5 protein-coding genes are annotated in these 13,747 nt (G+C 70.1%); all 5 read right to left on the minus strand.

Translation table 11 applies throughout. The annotated features are described in order from the left end of the window. On the minus strand, window positions 1–551 hold a 551-nt coding region (locus tag ADBZ6I_RS10405; protein ID WP_526383483.1), incomplete at its 3' end, for an AMP-binding protein. Beyond that, complete coding sequence (locus ADBZ6I_RS10410) at window positions 552–5,912, minus strand: type I polyketide synthase (protein ID WP_526383485.1); 5,361 nt, start codon at window positions 5,910–5,912, stop codon at window positions 552–554. Between the two features lie 4 nt (window positions 5,913–5,916). Then, a complete protein-coding gene (locus tag ADBZ6I_RS10415) occupies window positions 5,917–10,677 on the minus strand; it encodes an SDR family NAD(P)-dependent oxidoreductase (RefSeq protein ID WP_526383487.1) in 4,761 nt (1,586 codons plus the stop codon). Further along, window positions 10,674–12,383: a fatty-acid--AMP ligase gene (locus tag ADBZ6I_RS10420; RefSeq protein ID WP_526383489.1), complete on the minus strand. Its 1,710-nt coding sequence runs from the start codon at window positions 12,381–12,383 to the stop codon at window positions 10,674–10,676. The genes ADBZ6I_RS10415 and ADBZ6I_RS10420 overlap by 4 nt, the downstream gene beginning before the upstream one ends. Before the next feature lie 41 nt (window positions 12,384–12,424). Further along, window positions 12,425–13,747, minus strand: a 1,323-nt coding sequence (locus ADBZ6I_RS10425; protein ID WP_526383491.1) for an AMP-binding protein, incomplete at its 5' end; no start/stop codon positions are given.

Here is a 13,747-nt window from a genome sequence, read left to right on the forward strand (position 1 = left end):
ATCTCCACTCCAGCCGGGGCCCGGGTCGAACCCGAGGTGTACTGCAAGTAGGCGACCTTCGGGTAAATGACCACCGCAAGGGGTTTGGCCGGGGAATCGAAGTCCAGGGCGTCCACTTCGATCACCTGCGGCTGCCGCTGCGCCGTCTGCGCCTGGGCGTAGGTGCGTACCTCGTCGGTGATCGCGGACGTGGTGAGCACGGCGACCGGGGCGCAGTCCTGCAGCACACTGACGATCCGATCATCGTGCTGGCCAGGTTGCGGCACCGAGAGTGGCACGGCGATGAACCCGGCACGGATCGCCCCGAGGAAGCCGACCACATACTCCAGACCCTGCGGAGCCACCACGAGCGCCCGCTCACCGGGTGCACCCAGCTTGGCCAGCGCCTCGGCCACCACCTCGACCCGGTCCCGAAGCTGCGACCAGGTCAGGCTTTCGGCGGACCCGGCGGGATCGGCGTCGTAGTCGACGAAGGTGTAGGCGACGTCATCCGGCTGCTGCTCCGCCCTGCTCCCAAGCAGCGCCGGAATCGACAACTCGCGGTCGGCCATTTACAGAATCCCTTCGGCGGTCGACTCGACGGTGTCGAACAGCGAATCGAGCAGACTGCCCGCCGTATCGTCGTCGACATCGTGATCGTCGGCGCCCGCTGCCTGCTCGGGGGCCAGTCTGACCGCCAGGTAGGTACTGAAGCTCTCGATTGTCGGGTGGTTGAACAACATGGTTGCCGACAGTTCCACGCCCACGAACTGCTCGAGGCGCCGCCGGATCGAGATCGCCATCACCGAGTTCAGGCCCATCTCCGCGAACGGCCGGTCCAGCTCGATCTGGTCCTCCGGGATGCGCAGTTCCCCGGCGACGATCGCCCGCACTCCGCTGCGCAGTTCGGCCTGCATCTCCTCGGGTGTCAGCGCCGACCAGTCCATAGAGGGCAGGGCGGCCTGCTCGCCCTGGTCGGCGGCCGCGGCGGTCTGCATCGGCGCCATCACCACCTGGGCGACGTCGTAACGGGTGACGTACTCCCACGCGGCGGAGGCTTCCGCCGGGTTGATCGGCCGGGAGCCGACCCGCTCCAACTCACTGACCACCAGCTGGGCGTCCTTGCCCAGACCCAGGCCCTCCCAGGCCACCCAGTCCAGGCTGACGGTGTTATCGCCCTGACGGTGACGGGCCCGGGCAAGCGCGTCGAGATAGGCGTTGCCGCCCGCGTAGGCGGCCTGACCCGGGACTCCGAAAACCGTTCCGGCAGAGGCGATCAGGTATAGGAAGTCCAGCCGACCGGGCGGGAATGCGTCGTGCAGCACCTGCGCTCCGGCGATCTTCGGCCACACGGTGCGCCGCACCCGGTCCGGTTCGAGGTCGGTGAGCAACTGGCCCTCGGCCAGGCCAGCGCCGTGCACCACCCCGCGGATGGGCGCCGCGTGGTCGGCCTCGCGATGGGCGATGAGCGCCGAAACATCGTCGGCCGAGCCGACGTCGATGGCCGCGGTCTGCACCGTCACCCCGCGCCGCTCCAGCGCGGAGATGGCCGCCATCCGGCGGCGGGTGGCCGGGTCGGCACCGTCGTTGTCGCCGGCGCGAGGCGGCAAGCCGGATCGTCCGACCAGGATCAGGTGGCGCGCGCCGCGGTCGGCGAGCCAGTTCGCGGTCATCAGCCCGAGGTCGCCCAGGCCACCGGTGACCAGATAGGCCGCGTCAGGTCGACAGCGCAGCGGCTGCCGCGCGGTGGTACCGGTGAGCGGAGCCACCACCGCTGCCGTCAGCAGACCATCACGCAGCAGCACCGTCGATTTCGCGGTCGCGGGCAGGATCTCCGACAGCACCGCCGCGCAGTCCGCCAGGTCGTCGTCGGGTCCGACGTCGAGCAGGCCACCCCACACCTGAGGTTGTTCGGCGCCGATGACACCGCCCAGCGCCCAGAGGCAACTCTGCCGGCGGGCCGACTCGGATACGGCCTCACGGACACCGCGGGTGACGATCCACAGGGTGCCCGGATTGCGCGGGTCGCGGTCGACCAGCCGGGTCACGATGCCGCCCACGTCGCAGATGAGTCGGGTGGCGACGTCGACGTCGGCCTCCGCGGTCTCGGTGTCGGCGACGTAGACGATGTAACGCGCGTCGGCCGGATCCGCCTGGGGGTAGCCCAGATCGCCGAGCCGGTCACGCAGCGCCCGGGCGGCGGCGTCGTTGCCGAGGATCGCCAGCGAACCCGGACCGCGGCTACCGGCCTCAGGCTCCCACGGCTGCCAGTTCACGACGTGCGCCACCGCATCCGGATCGGCGGCCGGGGCGAGCGCGGCATCGGACTGCACCGCCTTGTAGCGCAGGCCCCGAATGTCCACGATGGCCTGCTGATCCGCGGTGCGAATGGCCACGTCGACGACGAGGTCGTCCTCGCCGCCGCCGCGCCGGCGGATCTCGACGACGCCGCGGGCTGTGCTGGGCACGTTGCCGGCGAACCGGATGGTCTCGGCCCCGATCGGGAGCAGCAGCCCCGCGTTCGGCGCACCGGCCAGGCGGGCCAGGTCCATCGCCGCGTCGAGCAGCGCGGCGGTGATGTCGGGGCTGTCGGCCGCGACGATGTCGGCACGGAGTCGTCCGGGTACCGCTTCGTGTGAGTCGACCGACCAGTCGAAGGCGCGCCCTTCGATGCGCCAGCCGATATGGAGTTCGTCGATCGAGGACGGGTCGGGCGCGGCAGCGCCGTCGGCGGCGGGCTCGGCCATATCGACGGCCGCGCGAGACGACATGCGGGCGTTGACGTTTCTGATCCAGTGCTGTCCGGCAGCGTCGCCGTCGGGCGCCGAGGAGATGCTGACCGACTCGCCGTCGGTGTAAACCTGGACCAGCCGCGGCTGATCGAGGGTGAGCGGGCTGTCGAAGGTGACGTCCTCGACAGCGGCCGCGCCGGATTCGACGACCGCGCGTGCCAGCGTCGCGATCAGCACCGAGGCCGGAACGATCTCAGCACCAGCCAGCCTGCGGAATCCGTTGTAGGGCTTGCTGTTCGGCTCCAAACAGGCTTGCCACAGGTGACCGCTCATGGCGCCGGCGACCGGCATGTGCGCACCGAGGACGGTACCCGGTGCGGGTGACGACGCACCCGCCTGACGGGGCGGCGGCGGAGCCGAGATCCAGTGCCGGGTGTGATGCCACGGCGTGACCGGCAGCGGGACATGCGCGACGTGGTGGTGCTCGGTCTCCGGCGTACGGACGGTGTGGGTGGCGTTGAGGTTGGTGTGGAAGGTGAGGGTGTCGTCGCCGTCACGGGTCAGGGTGGCGACGGTGTGATGGTGGACGTCGGTGAGGGTGTCGTCGACGGCGTAGGTCAGGATCGGGTGCGGGCTGACTTCGATGAAGGTGCCGTGCTTCGCGCCGGCGGCGGCCACCGCCTGGGTGAAGCGCACCGGGTTGCGCAGGTTTGCCACCCAGTGATCGGCGTCGAACACCGCATCAGCGCCACGGTCGCCGGGTCCCATCCCCGATTCGCTGCGCTCGTGCCCACCGGGTCCGATCCCCGAGTCGCTGCGCTCCCGCCCGCCGGTGGTGACGAACACCGGAATCCGGGGGCGCTGCGGGTTCAGCCCGGCCAGTTCGGTTCGGAGGTCGTCGAGGACGGGGTCGATGATCGCGTGGTGCGAGGCCACGTCCACCTCGACCCGGCGGGCCAGTCGGTCCTGGGCGGAAACCACCGCGATCACCGCGTCGACCTGATCGGGCGGGCCGGCGATCACCACCTGCCGGGGCGAGGCCTCCACCGCCACCGCGACATCCGGGTAATCGGCGAGTACCTCACCGGCGGCCTCGGGCCGCAGTTCCAGCAGTGCCATCGCGCCCTGACCGGACAGCCGCGACATCAGCCGCGACCGGGTGGCGATCACCGTCAAGCCTTCGGCGGGGGTCAACGCCCCGGCGACCACCGCAGCGGTCACCTCGCCCATCGAATGCCCGATCACCGCATCCGGATGCACACCATAGGACCGCCACAGCGCCGTCAGCGCCAACTGCACCCCCACCAACACCGGCTGAATGCGGGCGATACCCACCACCGGCTCACCGGAGGCCAGCACCTCACGCAGCGAAAAACCCACCTGCTCAACGAAAGACGGCTCCAACTCCTCGACCGCCGCGGCGAACGCCGACTCCTCGGCCAACAGCCGACGGCCCATCCCCGCCCACTGCGACCCCTGACCGGAGTACACGAACACCGTGCCGGGGCGGCACTGGCCGCTGTGCGGGCCGACCACACCCGGGGCGGGGTAACCGCCGGCCAGGCCGCGCAGTCCTTCCACCGCCTGCTGCCGGTCGGTGGCGGCGACGGTGGCGAACAGCGGGTAGCGGGCCCGGTGATGGTTGAGGGTGTGGGCGACTTCCGACAACCGCGCGGCGCCGGTGGCCTGCGTGTCGTCGAGCCAGTCGGCCAGCCGCTGCGCCGTGGCGGCGATGCGCTGCGGGCTGCGGCCGCTGACCACCAGGGTGCTCACGGCGGGCTCCGGTTCGTGCGCGGCGGATTCGACAGCGGGGGCCTGCTCGACGATGACGTGGGCGTTGGTGCCGCTGACACCGAATGACGACACCGCGGCCCGCCGCGGGCGGTCGACCTGCGGCCAGTCCAGCGGCTCGGCGGCGATGACGAACTTCGCCGCACCCGGACCCGCCAGCGGGGTCAGCCGGGTGAAGTTGAGCTGGCGGGGAATGTGGCCGTGCGCCACACTGAGAACGGCTTTGATGAAGCCGGTGACCCCGGCCGCCGACTCCAGATGACCCAGGTTGGTTTTCACCGAACCGAGCACCAGCGGGGCCGAGCCGCCCCGGTCGCCGTACACCTCGGCCAGTGCATCGAGTTCGATCGGGTCGCCCAGGCCGGTTCCGGTGCCGTGGGCTTCGACGTAGTCGACGTCGGAGGGCGCCAGGCGCGCCGAGTGCAGCGCCTGGCGCATCAGGGCCTGCTGTGCGGGTCCGTTGGGAACGGTCTGCCCGCTGCTGGCGCCGTCCTGGTTGACCGCCGATCCGCGAACCACGGCGAGGATGCGGTCGCCGTCGCGCTGAGCGTCCTCAAGCCGTTTGAGCACCACCACACCGCAGCCTTCGCTGCGCACGTACCCGTTGGCGTCGGCGTCGAAGGTCTTGATGATGCCGTCCGGGGAGAGCATGCCGAAGCGCGAACAGCCGATGCTGTTCTCCGGGCTCAGGATCAGGTTCACGCCGGCCGCCAGTGCGGCGTCGCTCTCCCGGCGGCGCAGGCTTTCGCAGGCCAGGTGGATGGAGACCAGCGACGACGAGCACGCCGTGTCCATCACCACCGCCGGTCCGCGGGCGCCGAGGAAGTACGACAGCCGCCCGGCGGCGAAATTCGGCGCGTTCCCGAACGGGATGTAGGCGTCGATCTGCTCCAGGCGCAGCTTCGAGGCCACCGAGTGGTAGTAGTCGTTGGTGGTCAGGCCGATGAAAACACCGGTCTGGGTGCCTTTGATGGACTGTGGGTTGATGCCCGCGTTTTCCAAAGCCTCCCAGGTGACTTCGAGCAGCAGCCGCTGCTGCGGGTCGATGGCCGCCGCCTCGCGGGGGGCGATGTTGAAGAACTCCGCGTCGAATTCGTCGGGCTGCCAGGAGGTCAGGAAGCCGCCGACCCGGTTGCAGATCGTGCCGGGGACGGTGTGGTCCTCGGAGTACAGGGCGTCGGCGTCCCAGCGGTCGGCGGGCACCCGGACGACGCCGCTGGCGCCCTCGGTCAGCAGGGTCCAGAACTCGTCGGTGTTGGTCACGCCGCCGGGCAGCCGGCAGCCGATGCCCACCACGGCGATTGGCTCGGTGGTGGCCTTCTCGGCGATCGCCAGGCGCGCGGTGAGATCGTCGATCTTGCGCAGCGCCTCGGTGATGATCGCGCGGCGGTCAGGCGCGGGGGCAGTCATGGAGTTAACCCAGTCTTTCGGATAGTTTTTGGAGCAGTTCGTCTTCGGCGAGATCGCCGTAGTCGTCCTCGGTGGCGGTCTCGACGCCGACGGCCGTCTCGGGCAGCTTGGCCGCGAGGAATCCGACCAGTTCGTCGACCGATGGGTAGTCGAAGACCACCGACGCGGGCAGCTCCTCGCCGAGGGCTTCACCGAGTGATCGCCGCAGGGCCACGCTGGTCAGTGAGTTCATCCCGGACTGGAAGAACCCGGCCGAGCGGTCGAGTTCGGCCGGCGAGGCCAGCCCCATCGCCTGGGCCACCATGGCGCAGACGGTGTCGGTGAGCAGCTCGCGGCGCCGCGACGGATCGCACGCTTGCAGTGCCGCCCTGAATTCCGTTGTCTGCGAGCCGTCCTCGGCTGCTGCGCGCCGACCAGCCAGCAACTCATCGACGATGCGCAGCGAGGCCCGGGTGCGGTAGGCGCCGGCCAGGCGATCCCAGTCCGCGGCGACCACACTGCAGCACACCGGCGCCTGCGGAGCGGTCAGCACGGACAGCGCCCGGATGGCATCGTCGGACATCGGCAGCAGACCCGATTCCAGGGTCACCTGCCGCTCGGCCTCGGATTGGGTGTCGGCCAACGACTTCCACCATCCCCAGTCGACGGCGGTAGCGGGCAGCCCGGCCGCCCGCCGCGCGTAGGCGAAGGTGTCCAGGTAGGTCGTCGTTGCGGCGTAGTGCCCCAGCCACCGCGATCCGAGCAGCCCGGAGATGGAGGTGAACAGCACGAACTGCCGGACCGGTTGGCGCGCGGAGAGTCTGTGCAGCAGCCAGGCGGCGTCGAGCTTGGGGCCGAACATGGCGGTGACGTCGGCGTCGGTCATGTCCCGCAGCGTCGCCGGACCGCCGCCGAAGGCGGCGAGGTAAATGCCGGACAGCGGCGGCAGGTCGGCGCCGAACCGGTCAAACAGCGCGGCCAGGGCCGTCTCGTCGGCGGCGTCGGCGGCGACGGTGACCAGCCGGACACCGCGGCCCGCAAGGGTTTCGGTGAGCGGATCCAGGCGGGTGCCGGGGTTGCGCGACACCGCGACGATGGTGGTGGCACCCTGCTCGGCGAGATAGCCGATCAGGTGCGGACCGATGTTGCCGGTCGCGCCGACGACGAGGTGGCTGGTGTCGGGGTCCAGCCGGACGGTGTCGGCCGGCAGCGTGGTGCGGCGCAGTCGCGGAACGCGGCGCACACCGGCGCGGTAGGCCACCTGGTCCTCGGACTGTTCGGTGTCGGCGGCCGCCTCGTCCAGCACCCAGTTCGCCGCGATCTCGGCGGGCACCGACTCGTCGACGTCGATGAGCCGGCCCCAGATCTCGGGGTGCTCCAGGGCCAGGGTGCGGCCTAGGCCCCACAGCATGGCGTGCGCCGGATTGGCCCGGTCGCCGGCCTCGATGGGGACGGCATTGCGGGTGAGCATGGTCAGGTTCGGCGGCAGGGGCCGATCGGCGATGGCGGCGGCCAGTGTCCGTGCGGCGGCGAAGATCTGCTTGGCCCGCAACGGATTCCCCGCGTCGGCAGCCGGTGTGACGGCCTCCGGGGCGTAGAGCACATGGGTGACGCCGGCCAGTTCGGCGATCACCGCCTCGGGGTCCTCGGCAAGTTCGGCGGGATCGACAACGGTCACCGCCGCGTCGCCGAGCCGGCGGCCCAGCTCCGCGCCGATCGCGCTGTCGGCGATCACCAGCCAGGTCTGATCGCCGCCGTCGGCCGGATCGGCGGCCGGCGGACTCACCGGCCACTGCACCGAGCAGACCCACTCCTGCGGCACCACCGAGGCCACCGGGCCGTGCGCCGCGGCTGGTTCGCCCGCGCCGCGCCGGGACGCTCGGACCGGCACCCAGTGGGTGCTGTGCTGCCAGGGCGTGGCGGGCAGCGGGGTGTGCGGCCCCGGCGGGTGCGGTGTGACGGGTGGATGCGTGGTGTGGGTGGCGTTGAGGCTGGTGTGGAAGCTCAGGGTGTCGTCGGCGTCGCGGAGCAGCGTGCCCCGGGCATGGTGGTGCACATCGCCGAGGGTGTCGTCGATGGAGTGCGTCAGGATCGGGTTCGGGCTGATCTCGATGAACGTGCCGTGGTCGGCGCCGGCGGCGCTGACCGCCTGCTCGAAGCGCACCGGGCGGCGGACGTTGGACACCCAGTAGTCGGCGTCGAGCGCCGGGGTGCCGGCCGGATCGGTGACCGTGGAGAACATCCTGACCAGCGGCACCCGCGGGGTCAGCTCAGCCAGCTCGGCGCGCAGCGGTTCGCAGACCGGGTCCATCAGGGCGGTGTGCGAGGCGACCTCCATGTTCACCCGCCGGGCGAATCGGTTCGCCGCGGTCGCGGCGGCGAGCAGCGCCTCGATCGCGTCGACCGGGCCGGCCACCACCGTCTGCCGCGGTGCGAGATATCCGGCGATCTCCACCCCGGGATAGTCGGCGATCAGTGTCTCGGCGGCGGCGGCGTCGGCCTCGAGCAGCGCCACCGCACCCGGTCCGGCCAGTTCGGACATCAGTCGCGACCGCGCGGCGATCACGGCGAACCCCTGCTCGGAGGTCAGCGCCCCGGCCACCACCGCCGCGCTGACCTCGCCCATCGAGTGGCCGATCACCGCATCGGGATGCACCCCGTGCGAGCGCCACAGGGCTGTCAGGGCCAACTGCAGTCCCATCACGACCGGTTGCACCCGGGCGTCTCCGCGCACCTCCTGCGCGTCGGTGAGGACGTGCCGAAGCGAGAACCCGACCTGCCGGGAGAACGCCGGTTCCAGATCGTCGATGGCGGCGGCGAACGCGGGCTCGTCGACCAGCAACCGCCGGCCCATGCCGACCCACTGCGAGCCCTGGCCGGAGTAGACGAACACCGTTCCCGGCCGGCACCGGCCGGCGTGCGCGCCGACCACTCCGGGAGCCGACCGGCCGGCGGCCAGAGCGGCCAGTCCTTCGGCGGCCTGCGCGCGGTCCCGGGCGCAGACGGTGGCGAACACCGGATAGCGGGTGCGGTGGTGGTTGAGCGTGTGGGCCACCTGGTCCAGGCCGACACCGGCGCCGGCCCCGGCCATCCAGTCGGCGATCGAACCCGCTGCCGCGGCGATCCGGTCCGGGGTCCGGCCGGAGACGACCAGGGTGGTGACCGGCGGCGAATCGAGTTCGGCCGGCCCGGCGGGCTGCACGGGCGGCTGCTCCAGCACCACATGCGCGTTGGTGCCGCCGAATCCGAACGACGACACCCCGGCGATCCGGGTACGGCCCCGATCTTCCCAATAAGTCTGTTCTGCAACGACTTTCAAGCGTAGTTTGTGGAACGGGATGTGCGGGTTGGGGTTGCGGTAGTCCAGGTTGGCGGGCACCACGCCCCGGTTCACCGCCAGCACCGCCTTGGCCAGTCCGGCGATACCGGCGGCGGCCTCCAGGTGGCCCAGGTTCGACTTCACCGACCCGATCAGCAGCGGCTCGTCTGCCGGCCGGCCCTTGCCCAGCACGGTGCCCAGCGCCCGGGCCTCGATCGGATCACCCAACAGCGTTCCGGTGCCGTGCGCCTCGACGTAGCCGACATTGCGTGGGTCCACCCCGGCGTCGGCGTACGCCGCCCGCAGCACTGCCATCTGGGCCGCCGGATTCGGCGCCATCAGACCGTTGGACCGGCCGTCCTGATTGACCGCCGACCCCCGCACCACCGCCAGAACCCGATCACCGTCGCGCACCGCGTCGCTCAGCCGCTTGAGCACCACCACCCCGGCGCCCTCGCTGCGCACGAAACCGTCCGCGGCGGCGTCGAAGGCGTGGCACCCGCCCGAGCGCGAAAGCACCTCGGCCACATCGAAACTGCGCGTCGGGGCGGGCGACAGCAGCACGTTGACACCGCCGGCAAGCGCGACATCGGACTCCCCCGACCGCAGACTCTGACAGGCCATGTGCACGGCGACCAACGACGACGAACACGCGGTGTCGACGGTCACCGACGGACCGCGCAGATCGAAGAAGTAGGACAGTCGGTTGGCGATGATGCTCAGCGCGCCACCGGTGCCCGACCAGGCGTCGACGGCGGTCAGGTCAGCGGTCGCGATCGGCCAGTATTCGGCCGAGCAGGCGCCGGCGAACACCCCGGTTCGGGTCTCGGCCAGCGAATCGGCGGGGATCCCGGCGTGGTCGAGGGCCTCACTCGTCACCTCCAGAAGCAACCGCTGCTGGGGGTCCATCTTGTCGGCCTCGCCGGCCGGGATCTCGAAGAAGTCCGCGTCGAACTCGGCCAGTCCGTCCAGGTAACCGCCCCACCGGGTGGTGGCCGCGACGACAGCGGCCTCTTCCGGCGACCCGTCGGTGAGGCCCGACCAGCGATCCTGGGGCACTTCCCGCACCCCGGACCCGCCGCCCGCCAGGAAATCGGCCAAGCCGTCCAAGTCCGTGACCCCGCCCGGGAACCGGCAGCCCACTCCGATCACAGCGATCGGATCGCGCCCGCCGGGCCGCGGGCCGCCGAGGCCCACGTCGACCGGTTCGACCTCCCCACCGGTCAGGAACCGGGCCAGCGCGGTGACCGTCGGGTACTGCCAGAACTCCACCGGTGAGACCGGCCGGTCCAACAACTCCGACAGCCGCCCGGTCAGCACCACCGCATCCCGGGAGCCGACGCCGAGATCGTGCATCGACGCACCGAGCTCGATCTGCTCCCGGCTGCAGCCCAGGCTGTCAACCAGATAATCGGCTATCCAGTGCCGAAGAGCGTCCTCGTCGTGGCCCCCGAAACCCTGGGTCATGGGTGGGTGTCCAACCGGCTGAACTCACCGGAGGTGTACCGCTGCGCGGACGCTGAACGTCGCACCTTCCCGCTGGTCGTGACCGGAATCGAACTTGACCCAACCAGCACCAGGTCGGCGACCCGCACCCCGTGGGTTTTCGAAATCGCGGCTGTCACCTGCTGTTTGAGTTGTCCGATCGCTTCGGGGTCTTTGCTCCGCAGTTCGGCGATGACGACGAGTTGCTCGCCTGTGTCGTCGGCAACGGAGATCGCCGCCACCCGGCCGCCGGTGAACTTGCTGACGGTGGCCTCGATGTCGTCGGGATAGTGGTTGCGACCGTCGACGATCAGCAGATCCTTCATCCGACCGATGATGTAGAGCTCACCGTCGAACATCACCGCGAAATCGCCCGACCGCAGCCACGGTCCTGCCGGCGAGCCTTCGGCCAGCTGTCCGTTGAGCACCTGCTCGGTCAACTCGGGGTTGCGCCAGTATCCGCCTGCCACCTGGGGGCCGTGCACCCAGACTTCGCCCACCTCGCCGGCCGGCTTCTCCACGTGCGTCTCGGGGTCGACGATCCGGAAGTCACAGCCCCGCGGCGGGCCGTGGCTCACCAGCTCCGAGCCACCGGACTCGACCAGCTCGGCGCGCCCGGCCGACAGTGTTTCGGTGTCGAAGCGCACCACGGCCGGCGGGCGACCGCCCAGCGAGGAGCCCACGTAGACGGTCGCCTCGGCCATGCCCCAGGTGGTCCGCATGGCGTAGTCCGGCAACCCGAACTGTGCGAACCGCTCGTTGAACCGCCGCACCGTCGATCCCCGCACCCGCTCGGCACCGTTGATCATCACCGCGGTCCGGCTCAGGTCCAGTCCGGCCATCTCCTCGTCCGAGGTTCGCGCCATCACGACCTCGTAGGCGAAGTTCGGCCCGGCGGTGTAGGTGTTGGGGTTGGCGGCGATGTGCTGCAGCCAGCGAACCGGCTTCTGCAGGAAGGACACCGGGCTCATCAGCACCGCCGGGCATCCGGTGTACAGCGGGATGCAGATACCGACGACCATGCCCATGTCGTGGTAGAACGGCGCCCACGACACCACGGTGAGCTCGCGGGGCGGGTAGTCGAAGGCCTCCAGGTAGTCCGGGAGAGCCTGCACCAGGTTCGCGATGACATTGGCGTGGGTGATGGACACCCCGGCGGGCCGGCGAGTGGATCCGGACGTGTACTGCAGGTACGCGATCTTCGGAACATCTTCGAGCACAGGAGGTTTCGCCGGTGAGTAGAAGTCCAGCGCGTCGATCTCGATAACCCGCGGCGGCCGTTGCGCCGACTGCGCCTGAGTGTAGTTGCGGACCTCGTCGACGACCGCGGACGTGGTCAGGACTGCGACGGGCGTACTGTCGCCCAGCGCACCGGCCACCCGTTCGTCGTGTTGACCCACCTGCGGCACCGAGAGCGGGACGGCGATGAACCCGGCGCGGATCGCACCGAGGAAACCGACGATGTAATCCAGACCCTGCGGAGCCAGCACGACCGCACGCTCACCGGGCGGACCGAGCTTGGCCAACGCCTCGGCTACGACCTCGACCCGGTCGCGCAGTTCCGACCAGGTGATGCTCTCCGCCGCTCCGGCGGGGTCGGTCTCGTAGTCGTAGAACGTGTAGGCCGTATCGTCCGGCTGCTCGTCAGCCCGGCGCTCGATCAACTCGGGGATGGTGGTGTGGCTCATGGTCGTCTGACTCGTGGTTGTCTGGTTCTTGGTTGTTTGGTTCATCGTGGGACACCTTCTTTCAACCGGCGGAACTCGCCCGACTGGTACATCTGCAGAGAAGACTTCCGGCGCACCTTGCCACTGGTCGTGATCGGAAGCGAACGCGGGGGCAGGAACATCGCATCCGACACCCGGACCCCGTGGTCTCGCGAAATCGCGGCGGTGACAAGCTGTTTCATCGCGACGAGCCGATCCGGATCGGCCTCCTTGACTTCAGCGATTACGACGAGCTTTTCGGCGGTGTCGTCGGTGTCGGCGACTGCGGCCACCCGTCCCCCGGTGACCTCGGCGACCGTGGCCTCGATGTCATCGGGATAGTGGTTACGCCCGTCGACGATCAGCAGATCCTTGAGCCGCCCGATAATGAACACTTCGCCCTCGAACATCACCGCGAGGTCGCCGGTCCGCAGCCAACGGCCCCCCGGCGTGCCCTCCGGGGTCTGTGCCAGCTGACCGTTGAACGTGCGCTCGGTCGCCTCCGGATTGCGCCAGTACCCCGCGCCGACCTGATCACCCTGCATCCAGAGCTCGCCCACCTCACCGGCCGGCTTCTCCAGCAGCGTCTCGGGATCGACGACCCGCAGCTCGCAGGTTCGCGGCATTCCGGCGGTCACCAGTTCGGTGCCGCCCTCCTCGCACACCTCCGCATGCCCGGCCGCCAGCTTCTCGGTATCGAGACGCACCATCGTCGGTGGCCGGCCACCGGCCGAGGTCACCACGAACACCGCCGCCTCAGCCATCCCCAGAGTCGGCCGCATCGAGGCATCCGACAGACCGAGCGGGCCGAACCGCTCGGCGAACCGCCGCACGGTCGCGGCATGAACCCGCTCACCGCCGTTGATCATGACCAGTACCTGACTCAGATCCAGTCCCTGCAGATCGGCATCGGCGCAGCGGCGCGCGGCGACGTCAAAGGAGAAGTTCGGCCCGGCGGTGATCACGCTGGGGTGTGCGGCCATCTGCTGGATCCATCGCACCGGCTTCTGCATGAACGCCACCGGACTCATCAACACCCCTGGCCGGCCCGTGCAGAGCGGGAAGAAGACCCCCAGGATCAATCCCATGTCGTGGTACAACGGCGCCCAGCACACGACGGTCAGGTCCTCCGGCATCCCGTCAAGGTGCTCAAAGTATTCGGTGACGCACTGGTCGATGTTGACGATGGCGTTGCGATGAGTGATCTCCACTCCAGCCGGGGCCCGGGTCGAACCCGAGGTGTACTGCAAGTAGGCGACCTTCGGGTAAATGACCACCGCAAGGGGTTTGGCCGGGGAATCGAAGTCCAGGGCGTCCACTTCGATCACCCGCGGCTGCCGCTGCGC

The sequence above is a fragment of the Mycobacterium sp. genome (genome assembly GCF_044342925.1).
Taxonomy (GTDB): Bacteria; Actinomycetota; Actinomycetes; order Mycobacteriales; family Mycobacteriaceae; genus Mycobacterium.